This is a genomic window from Brevundimonas sp. AVps4 (assembly GCF_058681525.1).
Window position 1 is genome coordinate 3,032,973 of the sequence record NZ_CM178741.1, and the last position, 15,768, is coordinate 3,048,740.

General features: G+C 67.9%; 12 protein-coding genes. 5 read left to right on the forward strand and 7 right to left on the reverse strand.

Annotated elements, in window-relative coordinates; translation table 11 throughout:
• Positions 1-16: 16 nt before the first annotated feature.
• Positions 17-2,449 (reverse strand): membrane-bound PQQ-dependent dehydrogenase, glucose/quinate/shikimate family, encoded by a 2,433-nt coding sequence (locus ACW178_RS15105; RefSeq protein ID WP_287103708.1) that lies wholly within the window; start codon positions 2,447-2,449, stop codon positions 17-19.
• Between the two features lie 229 nt (positions 2,450-2,678).
• On the opposite strand from ACW178_RS15105, the gene ACW178_RS15110 reads away from it, so the two are divergent.
• The 5 genes from ACW178_RS15110 to ACW178_RS15130 all read left to right on the forward strand — a co-directional run bounded on the left by ACW178_RS15110 (position 2,679) and on the right by ACW178_RS15130 (position 10,820).
• Positions 2,679-4,106, forward strand: a complete 1,428-nt coding sequence (locus ACW178_RS15110; RefSeq protein ID WP_287103710.1) for an NAD(P)-dependent oxidoreductase — start codon at positions 2,679-2,681, stop codon at positions 4,104-4,106.
• Complete coding sequence (gltB, locus tag ACW178_RS15115; protein ID WP_492024733.1) at positions 4,103-8,614, forward strand: glutamate synthase large subunit; 4,512 nt, start codon at positions 4,103-4,105, stop codon at positions 8,612-8,614. Before ACW178_RS15110 ends, gltB begins: the two co-directional genes overlap by 4 nt.
• 45 nt (positions 8,615-8,659) lie before the next feature.
• Complete coding sequence (locus ACW178_RS15120; RefSeq protein WP_492024734.1) at positions 8,660-9,973, forward strand: ammonium transporter; 1,314 nt, start codon at positions 8,660-8,662, stop codon at positions 9,971-9,973.
• A 113-nt stretch (positions 9,974-10,086) separates the two neighbouring features.
• Positions 10,087-10,509 carry an Hsp20 family protein gene (locus ACW178_RS15125; RefSeq protein ID WP_348683957.1) on the forward strand — a complete coding sequence of 141 codons (423 nt, stop codon included), beginning with the start codon at positions 10,087-10,089 and terminating at the stop codon, positions 10,507-10,509.
• Between the two features lie 62 nt (positions 10,510-10,571).
• Positions 10,572-10,820 carry a DUF1150 family protein gene (locus tag ACW178_RS15130; RefSeq protein WP_054766640.1) on the forward strand — a complete coding sequence of 83 codons (249 nt, stop codon included), beginning with the start codon at positions 10,572-10,574 and terminating at the stop codon, positions 10,818-10,820.
• Between the two features lie 29 nt (positions 10,821-10,849).
• On the opposite strand, the gene ptsN is transcribed toward ACW178_RS15130, so the two are convergent.
• The 6 genes from ptsN to lptC form a co-directional block, all read right to left on the reverse strand.
• The gene (gene ptsN, locus ACW178_RS15135) at positions 10,850-11,317 is read right to left on the reverse strand and encodes a PTS IIA-like nitrogen regulatory protein PtsN (RefSeq protein ID WP_201463120.1); all 468 of its coding nucleotides are present in this window, start codon (positions 11,315-11,317) and stop codon (positions 10,850-10,852) included.
• 83 nt (positions 11,318-11,400) lie between these two features.
• The gene (gene hpf / locus ACW178_RS15140) at positions 11,401-12,039 is read right to left on the reverse strand and encodes a ribosome hibernation-promoting factor, HPF/YfiA family (protein WP_054766642.1); all 639 of its coding nucleotides are present in this window, start codon (positions 12,037-12,039) and stop codon (positions 11,401-11,403) included.
• 55 nt (positions 12,040-12,094) lie between these two features.
• Positions 12,095-13,606, reverse strand: coding sequence for an RNA polymerase factor sigma-54 (gene rpoN / locus ACW178_RS15145; protein ID WP_183215091.1), 1,512 nt, complete (start codon positions 13,604-13,606; stop codon positions 12,095-12,097).
• A gap of 153 nt (positions 13,607-13,759) precedes the next feature.
• Complete coding sequence (gene lptB, locus ACW178_RS15150; protein WP_492024735.1) at positions 13,760-14,554, reverse strand: LPS export ABC transporter ATP-binding protein; 795 nt, start codon at positions 14,552-14,554, stop codon at positions 13,760-13,762.
• 33 nt (positions 14,555-14,587) lie between these two features.
• A complete protein-coding gene (locus tag ACW178_RS15155) occupies positions 14,588-15,097 on the reverse strand; it encodes an LptA/OstA family protein (protein ID WP_224762147.1) in 510 nt (169 codons plus the stop codon).
• Positions 15,098-15,102: 5 nt separating this feature from the next.
• The gene (gene lptC, locus ACW178_RS15160) at positions 15,103-15,762 is read right to left on the reverse strand and encodes an LPS export ABC transporter periplasmic protein LptC (protein WP_191554497.1); all 660 of its coding nucleotides are present in this window, start codon (positions 15,760-15,762) and stop codon (positions 15,103-15,105) included.
• Positions 15,763-15,768: the final 6 nt, after the last annotated feature.

The following is a 15,768-nucleotide window of genomic DNA, read 5'->3' on the forward strand; positions in this document are numbered from 1 at the left end:
AGGCCCAAGAGCAAGCTTATGCTCTGCCCTCGGGCAGAGCATAAGCGATCACATAGTCGCCGCGGGGCGTCTCCATGAAGTGATGGCCGCCCGCCATGATGACGAGATACTGGCGGCCGTTCTGCTCATAGATCATCGGATTGGCCTGGCCGCCGGCCGGCAGGACGTCGGACCAGACGGTCTCGCCGGTTTCGATGTCGATGGCGCGGATCAGGTCGTCGGTCGCCGCGGCGATGAAGATCAGGCCGCCGGCCGTCACCACCGAACCGCCGTTGTTCGGCGTGCCGATCTCCAGCGGCAGGTGCGAGGGGATGCCCCACGGCCCGTTCTTGCGCGCCGTGCCGAACGGCCGGTCCCACAGGGTCTTGCCGGACCGCATGTCGATGGCGGTGATGCCGCCGTACGGAGGCTCCTTGCACAGCAGGCCCGTCCACTTCACGCGCCAGCCGGCGTTGACGTCGATGGCGTAGGGGACGCCGATCTGCGGATCGCCGGCGCCTTCCCCCTTGGACAGGCTGCCGCCGCGCACGTTCGCCTGCTGCTGCTGGGCGATGTAGCGAGGGTCGTCACGCGGGAACCAGCCCCTCTCATTGGCCTCTTCGCGCGGCACCAGCCGGTTGTAGTTGGGCATGTCGTTGTAGTTGGCGATGATCACGCCGCGCACAGGATCGACCGCCACGCCGCCCCAGTCGGAGCCGCCGTTATAGCCGGGATAGTTGATGTAGTGGTTGGTCGATGGCGGGGTGTAATAGCCCTGATAGTCGGCCTTCCTGAAGTTGATGCGGCAGAACATCTGGTCGATGGGCGACATGCCCCACATGTCCCGCTCCTCCAGATTGGGCTTGCGCAGGGTGGCGAACAGCGAAAAGGGCTGGGTGGGCGACCGCTGGCCCTGTTCGGTTCCGCCCGTGGTCGGGACCGGACGTTCCTCGACCCCATGCAGCAACTGGCCGGTGGCGCGGTTGAACACATACATGTCGCCCTGTTTGGTGGGCAGCAGCAGGGCCGGAACCACGCCGCCCCCCGTCGGGAAGTCGATTAAGGTCGCCTGAGAGCCCAGGTCGAAGTCCCAGACGTCCTTATGCACCGTCTGGAAATGCCAGCGGGGCTTGCCGGTCGTCACGTCCAGCGCGACCAGGGCGGTGGAGTATTCATTCTCGGCTGGTCGCCGCGAGCTGGACCAGTAGTCGGCGGACGAATTACCCATGGGCAGATAGACTAGGCCCAGCGCCTCGTCCCCCGTGGCCGTGGTCCACATATTGGGCGTGCCCGGCGTATAGGTCTCTCCTTCCGGCGGCAGGCCGTTGCGGTCGGGGCGCATCATGTCCCAGGCGAAACGCAGTTCACCCGTCTCCACATCGAAGCCCTGGATCACGCCCGAGGCGTTCCAGCGCTTCTGGCCGTCCAGCACCTGATGCCCCGTGACGATCACCCCGCGCACGATCACAGGGGCGGAAGTTATCGAGACCATGCCCGGATAGGGCTCGCCCATGCCGCGCTTGATATCGACGGCGCCGTTCTGGCCGAAGGCCGGACAGGGGCGTCCGGTGCGCGCATCGACAGCGATGATGCGGCCGTCCAGAGTGCCCTCGACGATCTTGGTCGCGCACGGCTCGGCCGCGTCGGCGCCGGCCCGCGCGTGATAGGTCACGCCCCGGCAGGCGGCCGTATAGGGGATGTTCTCGTCGGCGACCTGAGGATCATAGGCCCACTTCTGTCGCCCCGTGGCGGCGTCCAGGGCGAACAGTTTGTTGCGGGCAGAGCAGAGATAGACGGTGTCGCCGATCTTCAGAGGCGTGGTCTCCGCGCCCCATCGTTCTTCCGGCAGATCGCCGGTGCGGAAGGTCCAGGCCCGTTCCAGTCGACCGACATTGTCCTTGTTGATCTGCGTCAGAGGCGAATAGCGCTGGGCGCTGTCCGTGCCGCCCCAGGCGGGCCAGTCGGCGCCGGTCTTCAGCAGGGCCGGGTCGTTGTAGGCGCCGCGCGCGCCCGGCGCCGGGCTGGCGATCTGAGCGCGGTTGGCCTGGGCCACGGCGAAGCCGAACACCACCGTAAGGACCGCCAGTCCCAGGGCGCCGCCGCCCGCCAGCCGTTTGCCGCCCCGCCCCATCAGCACGGGCAGGCTAGCCAGAACCAGGAACATCAGAACCAGCGGGCCGATCAGACGCGGGACCAGGGCCCATCCGTCCAGCCCCTTTTCCCAAAGCGCCCAGACCAGGGTGAACAGGAAGGCGCCGCCGTAGATCCAGGCGCCCCGCACGTCGCGCAAGACCAGCAGCACGCCCGAGGCGATCAGCAGCAGGCCGACGATCAGATAATACCAGGAGCCGCCCAGGGCCGCGAGCTGCGCCCCGCCGAAGGCGAGGATCGCTCCGATCAGGGCGATCAGGAGGCCGAGGAGCAGCGTCAGCCATCCTCCCAGCCCAGTCGGCGTGGTCCATCTCGGCATGGAGCCCCCGTTTTCGATTGCGGTTGAGACGAGCTCAACGAACGGACGCCGCCCAGGTTCCGAATTTGGCGCCTACAGACCCTAAAGCCGTTCCAAGTGGAGCGGCGGGCGCACACATTTATCGCCACATTGCGCGCATATCTGATCATTTGTTGCGATTTTCTCGAGCAATAGCCCGTAGCGGCAATAATATTTGCCTCACACCGCCGCTTTGCTGCATATGCGAGGGATGCATAAGACCCTGAAGCAAGGCGGGACTTTCGTGGTCGAACCCCGCCGCCTGTCCAAGGCCTCCGCCGAACTGCGCACACGCGGTTTCGGTGAGATCACGATTCCGCCCTCGACCGAGACGGCGGAGAAACAGGCGTCGCGCTGCACCGACTGCGGCGTGCCGTTCTGCCAAAACGCCTGCCCGCTTCAGAACAACATCCCCGACTGGCTGCGCCTGTCGGCCGAGAACGAGCCGCGCGAAGCCTGGCGCGTGGCGTCTCTGACCTCGACCATGCCCGAAATCTGCGGCCGCATCTGCCCGCAGGACCGGTTGTGCGAAGGCGGCTGCACCCTGAACCAGTCCGGCTGGGACGCCGTGACCATCGGCTCGGTCGAGGCCTGGCTGGGGGATCAGGCCTTCGCCAACGGCTGGGTCGAACCGATCCGGCCTGCGGCCGAGCGCGGCGAGAGCGTCGGCATCGTCGGCGCCGGGCCCGCCGGTCTGGCCGCCGCCGACCGGCTGCGCAGCGAAGGCTATCAGGTCACCGTCTATGACCGTCATGACCGGGCCGGCGGCCTGCTGATCTACGGCATTCCCGGCTTCAAGCTGGAGAAGCATGTGGTCCAGCGGCGCGTGGACCGTCTGATCGACGGCGGCGTTCAGTTCGTCCTGGGCTGCGAGGTCGGCAAGGACGTGACCCTGACCGAGTTGCGCGACCGCCACGACGTGGTCCTCCTGGCCATGGGCGTCTATCAACCCCGCGTCCTGTCCGCGCCGGGGCGGGGTCCGGACTCCACCGTGGTGGCCCTCTCCTATCTGACCCATCAGAACCGGCGCGACCTGGGCGACGCCGAACAGGACGGCTGGCACGAGGCGCGCGGCAAGCGAGTGGTCGTGATCGGCGGCGGCGACACCGCCATGGACTGCGTCCGCACCGCGATCCGCCAGGGCGCGGCCTCCGTCACCTGCCTGTATCGTCGCGACCGGGAAAACATGCCCGGCTCGGCCCGCGAAGTGGTCAACGCCGAGGAGGAAGGCGTCGTCTTCGAATGGCTGGGCGCGCCCAAGGCCCTGCTGTCCCAGGGCGATCGCGTCACGGGCGTCCGCGCCGCGCGGATGCAACTGACCGAGGCGGCCCCCGGCGAGCGGCGCGACATCGTGCCCGTGCCCGGCGCCGACTTCGATATTCCGGCCGACATCGTCATCGAGGCCCTGGGCTTTTCGCCCGAGCCCTTCGCCGCGCATGAGCCGAACCTGACACTCCGCGACGACGGCACCATCAAGGTCGGCGCCGTCAGCTTCGCCACCAGCCTGCCCGGCGTCTTCGCCGCCGGCGACGCGGTGCGCGGGGCCTCGCTGGTCGTCTGGGCTGTGCGGGAAGGCCAGGACGCCGCCGCCGAGATCGATCGTTACCTGAAGACCCGCACCGAGGAGGTCGCGGCATGACCGATTGGCTGAACAAGTACGAACAGACCCGCGACCGGCTGGAAGCCGAAAACGCCTATGACCGCAGCGCCGAGCGCGACGCCTGCGGCGTGGGCCTGGTCTGCTCCATCGACGGCACGCCGCGCCGCGACGTGGTCGAATATGCGATCCGCAGCCTGAAGGCCGTGGCCCACCGCGGCGCCGTCGATCCCGACGGCCTGTCCGGCGACGGCGCCGGCGTCATGTGCGAACTGCCGCAGGGCTTCTTCGCCGACCAGGTGGCCTCGATCGGTCAGTCCGTGCGGCCCGGTCCGATCTGCGTGGGCCAGGTCTTCCTGCCGCGCACCGACCTGGGCGCCCAGGACCGCGCCCGCGCCATCGTCGAGACCGAGGCCCTGCGCGCCGGCTTCTGGATCTACGGCTGGCGTCAGACGCCCATCGACCTGTCGGTCGTCGGGACCAAGGCCGGAGCCACCCGGCCCGAGATCGAACAGATCATGCTGGCCCCGCCGCTGGACGACGCCGGCCAGCCGCTGGACGGCGAGGCGCTGGAGCGTGAACTGTACCTGTGCCGCCGCCGCATCGAAAAGACGGTCAAGACCGAGAACTTGGCGGGGGTCTACATCTGCACCCTGTCCGCGCGCTCCATCGCCTACAAGGGGATGGTGCGGGCCGAACTGCTGGGCGACCTGTATCCCGACCTGGAGGATCCGCGCTTCGTCTCGGCCTACGCCGTCTTCCACCAGCGCTATTCCACCAACACCTTCCCGGAATGGAAGCTGGCCCAGCCCTTCCGCATGCTGGCCCACAACGGCGAGATCAACACGCTGAAGGGCAACCTCAACTGGATGAAGTCGCACGAGATCCGCATGGCCGCCCAGGCCTTCGGGGATCGTGACCGCGAGGTGAAGCCGGTGGTCCAGCCGGGCGGGTCCGACTCGGCCGCCCTAGACAATGTCATGGAGGTTCTGGTCCATGCCGGTCGCCCCGCGCCGATGGCCAAGGCCCTGCTGATCCCCGAGGCCTGGGCCAAGGACGACGTCGTCATGCCGCCCGAACACCGGGCCTTCTACGCCTATTGCAACGCCGTGATGGAGCCGTGGGACGGTCCGGCCGCCATCTGCGCCGCCGACGGTCGCTGGATCGTGGCGGGCAAGGACCGGAACGGCCTGCGCCCGCTGCGCGCCGTCGAGACGGTCGATGGTCTGCTGATGGCCGGGTCGGAAGCGGGTCTGGTGCCCATTCCCGAAAGCCGGGTGAAGCGGCGCCTGCACATCGGCCCCGGCAAGCTGATCGCCGTCGATATGAAGCACGGCCGTCTCTACGACGAGCATGAGGCCATCGACGCCCTGGCCGCCGCCCACCCCTATACGGAGTGGCTGGACAATATGGTGGATCTGGAGCCGATCATCGGCCCCGGACCGGAACCGCGTTCGGCCTCCGGCGAGGACCTGACCCGCCGCCAGATCGCCGCCGGCTACAGCCGCGAGGATCTGGACCTGCTGCTGGACGCCCTGGTCCGCGACGGCAAGGAGGCGGTCGGCTCCATGGGCGACGACGCTCCGCCGGCGGTGCTGTCGGCCCTGCCGCGCCCGCTGAGCCACTATTTCCGGCAGAACTTCAGTCAGGTCACCAACCCCCCCATCGACCCCCTTCGAGAAGCGGGGGCGATGAGCCTGAAGACCCGGTTCAAGAACCTGGGCAATATTCTCGCTCAGGAAGAGGCCCAGACCGACGTCTTCGTCCTGGACAGCCCCGTCCTGACCAACGGCATGTATGAGCGGATGGTCGCGACTGTCGGCGCCGGTTCGACCGTGGTCATCGACTGCAGCTATGACGTCCCCGCCGATGACGCGCGGCCCGGCGCGGGCCTACGCGCGGCATTAGACCGGATCATGGACGAGGCCGAGGCCGCCGCCCGTGACGGCGCCGCCCTGATCGTGCTGACCGACCAGCAAAGCTCGGCGACGCGACTGGCGGCCCCGATGATCCTGGCCACAGCCGGGGTTCACGGGCGGCTGACTGCGGCGGGCCTGCGGACCTATTGCTCGATCGTGGTCCGCACCGCCGAGACCCTGGACCCGCATGGGTTCGCCGTTCTGGTCGGGGTCGGGGCCACCACCGTCAACGCCTGGCTGGCTCAGGACCTGTTCCAAGAGCGGCTGGATCGCGGCCTGTACCCCGGCCTGACCCTGCGCGACGCCTGTCTGAACTATAAGGCGGGCATCGAGGCGGGTCTGTTGAAGACCCTGGCCCGCAAGGGGATCAGCGTCATCTCCGCCTATCGCGGCGGCTGCGAGTTCGAGGTGCTGGGCCTGTCCCGCGCCCTGACGGCCGAGTTCTTCCCCGGCGCGCCTTCGCGCATCTCCGGCATCGGTCTGGCGGGGCTGGAGCAGGCGGCGCTGAAGCGGCACAAGGTCGCCTGGGGCGAGGCCCAGCCCTCCCCCGCCATCGGCGGCTTCTTCAAGATTCGTGCGGGCGGCGAGGCCCACGCCCACGAGGCCAAGACGATCCATCTGCTGCAGGACGCCTGCAACCGGGGCGACTACCGCCGGTTCAAGCAGTTCTCGCAAGCCGTCCGAAACCAGCCGGATCTGTCGCTGCGCGACCTGCTGGACTTCCGCGAAGGGACGCCGATTCCCATCGATCAGGTCGAGAGCGTCTCGGACATCCGCCGCCGCTTCCTGACCCAGGCCATGTCCCTGGGCGCCCTGGGGCCTGAGGCGCACGAGACGCTGAACATAGCCATGAACCGCATCGGCGCCCGCTCGGTCTCGGGCGAAGGCGGCGAGGATCCCGAACGCTATCACCCGCGCCCCAACGGCGACGACGCCAACTCGGCGGTGAAACAGGTGGCCTCGGGCCGGTTCGGCGTCACGGCCGAATATCTGAACCAGTGCCGCGAGATCGAGATCAAGGTGGCCCAGGGCGCCAAGCCCGGCGAGGGCGGGCAACTGCCCGGCTTCAAGGTGACAGAGTTCATCGCCCGGATGCGCCACGCCGTGCCCGGCACCACCCTGATCAGCCCGCCGCCGCACCACGACATCTATTCGATCGAGGATCTGGCCCAGCTCATCTATGATCTGAAGGCCATCAACCCAGACGCCAGGGTGACGGTGAAACTGGTGTCCGCCTCGGGCATCGGGGCCATCGCCTCGGGGGTGGCCAAGGCCAATGCCGACGCCATCCTGATCGCCGGCCACAACGGCGGCACCGGCGCCTCGCCCCAGACCTCGATCAAACACGCAGGCCTGCCCTGGGAGATCGGCCTGGCCGAGGCCCACCAGGTGCTGACGCTGAACAATCTGCGCGGCTCGGTGACGTTGCGCACCGACGGCGGGGTCCGCACCGGCCGCGACGTGGTCATCGCCGCCATGCTGGGCGCCGAGGAATACGGGGTCGGCACCGCCGCCCTGATCGCCATGGGCTGTCTGATGGTGCGTCAGTGCCATTCGAACACCTGCCCCGTCGGCGTCTGCTCCCAGGACGAGCGGCTGCGCGAGAAGTTCACCGGCACGCCGGACAAGGTGGTCAACCTGTTCACCTTCATCGCCGAGGAGACACGCGAGATTCTGGCCTCGATCGGCGCCCGGACGATGGACGAAATCATCGGCCGCACCGACCTGTTGCGTCAGGTCCGGCGCGGCGGGGCGCACCTGGACGACCTCGATCTGAACCCCCTGCTGGTTCAGGTCGACGAGGGCGCCGCCGGCAAGTGGGCGGACAAGGGGCGCAAGCCCATCGCCGACAGTCTGGACGCGCGGGTGCTGAAGGATGCGGTGCGGTTCCTGGATCGGGGCCAGACGCTGGAACTGTCCTATCCGCTGAACAACACCCAGCGGACGGTCGGCGCCGCCGTCTCGTCCGCCATCGTGCGGCGTTTCGGGTCCCAGGGTCCGGCCGGACGGCTGAAGCTGCGTCTGGAAGGCATCGCCGGCCAGAGCTTCGGCGCCTTCGCCGCCAAGGGTCTGGAACTGCACCTGACGGGCGAGGCCAACGACTATGTCGGCAAGGGCCTCTCGGGGGCCGAGATTTCGATCCGCACGCCCGAATGGCGCGAGGATCAGCTGATCTGCGGCAACACCACCCTGTACGGCGCCACCTCGGGCCGGCTGTTCGTCGCCGGCGCGGCGGGCGAGCGGTTCGCGGTGCGCAACTCGGGCGCGGAAGCCGTGGTCGAGGGCCTGGGCGCCCACGGCTGCGAATATATGACCGGCGGCCGGGTGGTCGTCCTGGGCTCGGTCGGCTGGAACCTGGCGGCGGGCATGAGCGGCGGCGAGCTGTTCGTGCTGGATCAGCCGGGCCACGCCGAGCGCGCCCTGAACGGCGATCTGGCGGGCGTGACCGACATTGACGCGGCCGCAGCCGAACGACTGCGCGAACTGGTCGAGGCGCACCTGGCCGCGACGGCTTCGCCCTTGGCGCGGCGCCTGTTGAGCGACTGGGACAACACGCTTGACCGTTTCGTTCGCATCGTACCGCTCACGGACATTGTCAGGGCGGAGGAACGGCTTAAGACTTCGGCCTGAAGCCTGGTTGCGCCGTTCCTTCCTCTCCTCCCCGAGACGCCTGAAATGACCCGAACCGCCGCCCTTTCCGCCTTCACCGCCGTCGGGGCGGCGTCGCTCGCCTCACCGGCCCTGGCGGCGCCCGCCCTGCTGGCCCACCAGGCGCCGCTGGTCATCGACAATGCGGCGACGGCCTGGATTCTGACCTCCACCGCCCTGGTCCTGCTGATGACCCTGCCGGGCCTGGCCCTGTTCTACGGCGGCATGGTCAGGAAGAAGAACATCATCAGCGTCATCGCCCAGTCGGCGGCGGCCTTCGCCCTCGTCTCGGTGCTGTGGTTCCTGGTCGGCTACAGCCTGTCGTTCGGCAAGGGGCCCGATGCGGTCAACGGTCTGATCGGCGGGGTCCAGGCGGCCTTCCTGAACGGGGTGACGATGCAGACGGCGCACAGCCTGCTGCCGGGCCTGCCCGAACTGTTGTTCGTCAGTTTCCAGATGACCTTCGCCATCATAACCCCGGCCCTGATCGCCGGCGCCTTCGCCGAACGAATGAAGTTTTCGGCCAGCCTGCTGTTCTTCGCCCTGTGGCACCTGATCGTCTATGCGCCGATCTGCCATCAGGTCTGGGGCGGCGGCTATCTGGGCGGACTGGGGGTGCTGGATTTCGCGGGCGGTGCGGTGGTTCACGTCAATGCGGGCGTCGCCGGCCTGGTCTGCGCCCTGGTGCTGGGGCCGCGCCACGGCTTCGGCCGCGACAACATGGCCCCGGCCAATCTGGTCTATAGCGCCATCGGCACGGGCCTGCTTCTGGTCGGCTGGATCGGCTTCAACGCCGGGTCGGCCGGGGCGGCCGACGCCCTGGCCGCCACCGCCGCCTTCAACACCATCCTGGCCGCCGCAGCCGCCGCCCTGGGCTGGATGGCGATCGAATGGTTCGACCGCAAACGCCCGACCCTGCTGGGCCTGCTGTCCGGCATCGTGGGCGGTCTGGTCGCCATCACCCCCGCCGCCGGCTTCGTCGATCCCAAGGGCGCCTTCTTCATCGGCCTGATCGCCGGCCCGGCCTGCTACGCCGGAGCGGTCTGGCTGAAGCACGCCCTGAAATACGACGACAGTCTGGACGCCTTCGGCGTGCACGGGATCGGCGGCATCGTCGGCGCCCTTTTGACCGGCGTCTTCGCCACCACCAGCGTCAACGCCCTGGCGGAGGGGGCGACCGTGTGGAAACAGGCGGTCGGCCTGGTCGGCGCAATCGCCTGGAGCGCGGCGGGCACCTTCGTGGTCCTGATGATCTGCAAGTTCACCACCGGCCTGCGCGTCGCCAGGGACGAAGAGGTCGAGGGACTGGACTATACCCAGCATGGCGAAGCCATCCACTGAGGTCATGGACAGGGGCGGTTGATCCCGTCCCCGTCCGCCCCCATCTTCATCTGTGATCGAAGGTCTTGCCGTTCGCGGGAGGCCGTCGGTCGGTCGCTTTTTCGAGGACCCAGATGACGACGACCCGCACCGTTCTGTTCGACAGCCCCTTTCTGCTGGGCTTTGACCATACGCGCGCCCTGATCGACCGCGCCGCCAAGGCCGCCGCCGAGAGCTATCCGCCCTATAATGTCGAGCAGATCGCCGACACGGGGGTTCGGATCAGCCTGGCTGTCGCCGGCTTTTCGCCAGACGAGCTGTCTATCACGCTTGAGGGGCGTCAACTGATCATCGCCGGCAAGCGCGACGAGGCCGGCAAGGGCGAACAGGCCTTCCTGCATCGCGGCATCGCCTCTCGCGGCTTCGTCAGGAGCTTCGTCCTCGCCGACGGGCTGGAGGTTCAGGGCGCGCGGCTGGAACACGGTCTGCTACACGTCGATCTGATCCGGCCCGAGGCGGAACGCCAGGTGCGGCGCATTCCCATCACGGCGAGCTGAAAAGCGCGGCCGTTCGAACCGCCCGGCGATCCGGGCGTTGTGAAATCAAAGGAGGCGGTCCTATGACGCCGATTATGACCAAGGAAGATTTTGCGGGCCTGGGCGCCCCTGACCTCGTCTATGTGCGCGAGGTGAAGGCGTCCGACCTGCTGGAAGAGGCGGTCGAGATGAAGGACGTCGCCTTCGACCCGAACCAGTCGCTCTACGCCGTCCACAGCGCCGACGGCGAACGCCTGGCAGTGATGCTGGACCGCGACACCGCCTTTGCGGCCGCCGTCGCACACGAGCTGGAGCCCGTCTCGGTTCACTGAGCGGAAAGGGAAGAGGCCGCCGCCTGCTGTCAGGCGGCGGTCGCGGGAGCGTCGTCCTTGACGAAGAGGGCGCGGATCGCGTCGGCGGTGTGCGCCTGACGCAACTGCTCCCTCAGCTCGGCTGAACGCAGGGCGCGAGACGCCGCGGCCAGCGCGCGCAGATGCTCGGCCCCATCCTTGGGCGGAGCGAACAGGGCGAACAGAAGATCCACCGGGCGATCGTCGACGGCGTCATAGGCGACCGGCGAATCCAGGCGCACGAAGACGGCCGAAACCCGATCGATCTCCTTCAGCCGGGCGTGCGGCACGGCGACGCCCGACCCAAGGCCGGTGGAGCCCAGGGCTTCGCGCTCCAGCAGGGCTTCGAACACGCGGGTCTGATCCACGCCCATGGCCTGGGCGGCCGCCTCAGCGACCGCGTGCAGCGCTTGCCGCTTGGAAGAAGCGCCGCCGCGCAGCACTACGCCGTTGGGCGCCAGGAGGTCTGCGATATGCATTGTAGCCGACTCCAGACAGGCGAATGGCTGTCGCGGGCGCCCCTTTAGAGGCTCCCGCGACAAAGTCAAACGCGGCTGTTCACCTAGTGGCCGTTGGTCTTGCCGGTACGTTCGGGGTCGATCCAGCCGACATTGCCGTCAGGACGGCGATAGACGACCGACAGACCGCCGTGGGCGGCGTTGCGGAACAGGACGACCGGATAGCCCGTCATGTCCAGCTCGAGCACGGCCCGCCCCACGGTGATGGTGCGGATCTCATGCTCGGTTTCGGCGATGACCATGCCGACCGGGGGCGGACCGTCGCTGTCGCCGGCGTCGCCGAAGACGTCGTCCTCCACGCTGTCGGGATCCCGCAGCACGATGCTACGGGCGACTTCGCGCGCGGCGTCTTCGGTCTTTTCAGGCGACAGACCCTTGGGTCCGATATGGTGGTCCTTGAGCCGGCGCTTATAGCGGCGGACGCGCTTTTCGAGACGGTCCAGCGCCTCGGTGAAGGCGGAGTGGGCGTCGCCGCCCATACCCGTCGTCACCAGAGTCTGGCCCGACGCGAGGCGGACCCAACAGTCCACCTTGAAGCCGTGGCCGTCCTTGGACACCACGACCTCGGCGTCGTCACCGCCGCGGGCGAAGTATTTTCCGACCCCTTCTTCGAGTTCCTGGGAGATGCGCGAGCCTAACGCTTCGCCGACATCCACTTGCTTGCCGCTGACTTGGACTTGCATGAGGATAGAACGCTCCCGCTCGCATTTGGTGTCAATCGGGATCACCGATTTGTGGTCACGCTTGGCAGGCGCCCCTAACCATTCTGCGACGCTCGACGGACGACGGAATTCTCAAGGCTTCCCGATACTTGGCGACTGTTCGGCGGGCGATGTCGATGCCGGTTTCCTTAAGGATTTCGACGATTCTGTCGTCGGACAAAATGTCCCCCCCCAGGCTCTCGCCGTCGATCATGGTTTTTATCTTATGACGGACGGCTTCGGCCGAATGGCTGGCGGCGCCGTCGGTCGATTGGATGGCGGCGGTGAAGAAGAATTTCAGTTCGAACACCCCGCGCGGGGTCGAGACATATTTGTTCGAGGTGACGCGGCTGACCGTCGATTCATGCATGCCGATGGCGTCGGCCACGGTCTTCAGATTCAACGGACGCAGGAACTCGACCCCGAAGGCCAGGAAGGCGTCCTGCTGACGCACGATTTCAGAGGCCACCTTCAGGATGGTCTTGGCCCTCTGGTCCAGCGACTTGACCAGCCAGCTGGCCTGGGCCGCGCATTCGGCGACGAAGGTCTTTTCCGTTTCCGACCGCGCGCCGGCCTGGACCAGTCCATGGTAGCGTTTGTCGATCAGCAGGCGCGGCAGGGTGTCGGCGTTCAGTTCGACCCGCCAGCCGCCGGCGGGATCAGGCCGCACATGGACGTCAGGAACCACCGTCTGGGCGGGTTCGCCGCCGAAGCCGGCGCCGGGCCGCGGGGTCAGCCCCTTCAGCTCGGCGATCATCTCGTTCAGATCCTCGGCATCGACGCCGCAGACCTTCTTCAGCCCCGCCATATCCCGACGCGCCAAAAGGTCCAGATTGTCCAGCAGGGCCGCCATGGCCGGATCGAAGCGATTGCGCTCGATCAGCTGCAGCTTCAGGCATTCGGGCACGGAACGGGCCATGACGCCGGTCGGTTCGAACCCGTGGCAGACGGCCAGAACCGCCTCGATCCGCGCCAGATCGACCCCCAGCCGATCGGCGAACTCCGCCAGTTCGCCGCGCAGATAGCCCCCTTCGTCCGTCGCATCAATCAGGGTCAGGGCGATGCCGTGGTCGGCCGGCGACAGGCCCGCCGAAGAGGCCTGGGCCTGGAGATGCTCCCACAGGGTGGGTTCATGGGCGTCGGGGCGCTCGCCGTCGCCTTCGAACACGACGCCGCCCTTGCCGGCGCTGGACCAGTCCGACAGGCCGGGCTGAGCCTCGTCGACCAGTCGGTCGCTGGTGCGTTCCCCAGGCGCCGCGTCGCCATAGACGTCGTCGGAACCGGCGTCCATCGCGGCGACCGAATCCTGGCCCACCCCTTCGCCGAAAGACATTTCCTGATCGGCGACGGGATCGGCCGCCTTTTCGGGCGCGTCGGCCTCTGCGCCCTCGGGCTCGTCGCGTTGCAGCAGCGGATTGCGCTCCAGCTCGGCCTCGACGAACTCCTCCAGCTCGAGATTGGACAGTTGCAGCAGCTTGATCGCCTGCTGCAGCTGGGGCGTGATGACGAGCCCCTGCCCCTGTCTGATCTCTAGACGCTGCCCGATCACGTGCGGTTTTCCTGCGGGCGCGAAACTGGCCCGGAACTTGCTGTCGAGAGTGCCGCCCATTGGTTAACGCCCGACAAACGGGGGATGCGGGCGCGTCCTGACTTGCAAGTCTGAGCCTTGGCGACCGGCGGGCAGAGCGCCGCCGCCCTTCGATCAGATGTAGTTTTCGCCCAGATAGACCCGCCGCACCTCGGGGTCGTTGACCGCCTCGTCCGCCGTGCCTTCGAACAGGACCGCGCCGCCCGAGATGATCGAAACCCGATCAGTGATGTCCAGGGTCTCGCGCACATTGTGGTCGGTGATCAGGACGCCGATCCCCTGCCCCGCCAGATAGCGGATCACCGAACGGATGTCGGCGATGGCCAGGGGGTCGATGCCGGCGAAGGGCTCGTCCAGCAGGATGAAGGAGGGGCGTCCCGCAAGCGCCCGGGCGATCTCGACCCGGCGCCGCTCGCCGCCCGACAGGGCGGTGGCCGGGGCGTGACGCAGATGGTCGATGTGCAGTTCACCCAGCAGCCGCTCCGTCTCCGCCTCGACCCGGTCGCGCGGATAGTTCAGTTCGGCCACAGCCTTGATGTTCTGCTCCACCGTCATGCCGCGGAAGATGGAGGCTTCCTGGGCCAGATAGCCCAGGCCCATGCGGCTGCGCTGATACATGGGCTGGCCGGTGATCTCCTCGCCGTCCAGCCAGATCGAGCCGGAATCGGGCGGGATCAGGCCAGTGATCATGTAGAAACAGGTGGTCTTGCCGGCGCCGTTGGGGCCGAGCAGGCCCGCGACCTCGCCCCGCTGGACGGTCAGGGAGACGTCGCGCACCACCTGCCGGGCGCCGAACGCGCGGGCGATGTTGCGCACCCGCAGGCCCTTTTCCGCGCGCGCGACCTCAGGCGTCGGCTCGGGCGCCGGCCGATCGTCCAGATTCAGGGCTGAGAGTTCTTTACGCGCCAAAGGTCGAGATCCGTGCTCAGCTGGGCCGCGGCCTCAGTTGGTTCCGTCGGGATAGAAGACGCCCTGGATGCGGCTGCCGGCGCCTTGGCCTCGCGGGGCGCCCGACATGGCGGCCGCATCGGTGTTGACGTTATAGGTCAGCCGGCCGCCGGTCAGAACGTTCTTGCCCTGGTTCAGGACGACATTGCCGGTCACGATCAGTTCGCCGTTCGAGGGCGTATAGACAGCCTGGTCGCCGCGCATCGACTGGGTCGGGGTGACGAAATAGACGGTCCCCCTAGCCTCGACCCGGGTGATCTGGCCCTGGGCGTCGCGATAGGCGGTCATGGCCTCGGACCGCAGACGATTGTCGCCCTGGATGATTTCGACGCGGCCGCGCAGGCTCACGCGATCGGGAGCGGCTTCGCCGTCGTCAGCGCCGATGGCGATCGGCTGGCGAGAGGTCGTGCGGGCGGTTTGCGCGTCGCCCACGGCCGGCAAGGCCAGAAGGGTCAGCGCCGTGAGGGCTGCTGCGGTCCGGACGTAAGGGGTTTTCGCTGTCATCGCCGTCATTCGCCTGATCCCGAGGGATTGATGGTTCCGCTTATCTTGGTGTCGCCGGAGCCTTTGAACACCACGCGCTCGCCCTGATCATAGATCGCATAGGACGAAGCGTTGATGGTTCCAATAGGGCCCGCGCCCTGAACGCCTTTTGAACCGGTGATGATTCCGGTCGAGGTGTCGACCACCGCCTCGGGCGTGGTCAGCACAAAGCCCGTGCCCCCGTCCGAAATCCGCACATTGGGGCCGATGGTCACGGTCTTGGCCTGCTCGTCATAGGTTCCGCCGTCGGCGGTCATCTCCGTGACCTTGCGCCCGCCCAGGTTCAGCTTCAGCGCCGGGCCGATCAGGCGGAAACGGCCGGTCGCCGCATCGCGCACGGCGCCCTGGGCCCCGACGGTGAAGGCGCGGCCTTGCGCGTCCTGGCCGTGGAACAGGGGCTTGTCCAGGCGGACCTCCTGGCCCTGACTGGCCTTGCGCTCCACGCCGGACATGACGGTGCGGAAGACCGTCCAGGTCAGGACGCCCCCCGCCAGCACCAGGATGATGATCGGCAGGACGCGGCGATACAGTTTGACCCGGCGGGAATGGGCGCGCCAGCGCGCCCCGGCCAGGGCGACCCGCTGTTCGTCCGCCTCGATGCGGGTCTGTTCGCCGGGTTCGGTCAAGACGGC

What these genes read in the sequence shown, in the direction of transcription:
- ACW178_RS15105 (WP_287103708.1), bottom strand. Translation starts at nt 2,449, where the DNA reads ATGCCGAGATGGACCACGCCGACTGGGCTGGGAGGATGGCTGACGCTG.
- ACW178_RS15110 (WP_287103710.1), top strand. Translation starts at nt 2,679, where the DNA reads ATGCATAAGACCCTGAAGCAAGGCGGGACTTTCGTGGTCGAACCCCGC.
- gltB (WP_492024733.1), top strand. Translation starts at nt 4,103, where the DNA reads ATGACCGATTGGCTGAACAAGTACGAACAGACCCGCGACCGGCTGGAA.
- ACW178_RS15120 (WP_492024734.1), top strand. Translation starts at nt 8,660, where the DNA reads ATGACCCGAACCGCCGCCCTTTCCGCCTTCACCGCCGTCGGGGCGGCG.
- ACW178_RS15125 (WP_348683957.1), top strand. Translation starts at nt 10,087, where the DNA reads ATGACGACGACCCGCACCGTTCTGTTCGACAGCCCCTTTCTGCTGGGC.
- ACW178_RS15130 (WP_054766640.1), top strand. Translation starts at nt 10,572, where the DNA reads ATGACGCCGATTATGACCAAGGAAGATTTTGCGGGCCTGGGCGCCCCT.
- ptsN (WP_201463120.1), bottom strand. Translation starts at nt 11,317, where the DNA reads ATGCATATCGCAGACCTCCTGGCGCCCAACGGCGTAGTGCTGCGCGGC.
- hpf (WP_054766642.1), bottom strand. Translation starts at nt 12,039, where the DNA reads ATGCAAGTCCAAGTCAGCGGCAAGCAAGTGGATGTCGGCGAAGCGTTA.
- ACW178_RS15155 (WP_224762147.1), bottom strand. Translation starts at nt 15,097, where the DNA reads ATGACAGCGAAAACCCCTTACGTCCGGACCGCAGCAGCCCTCACGGCG.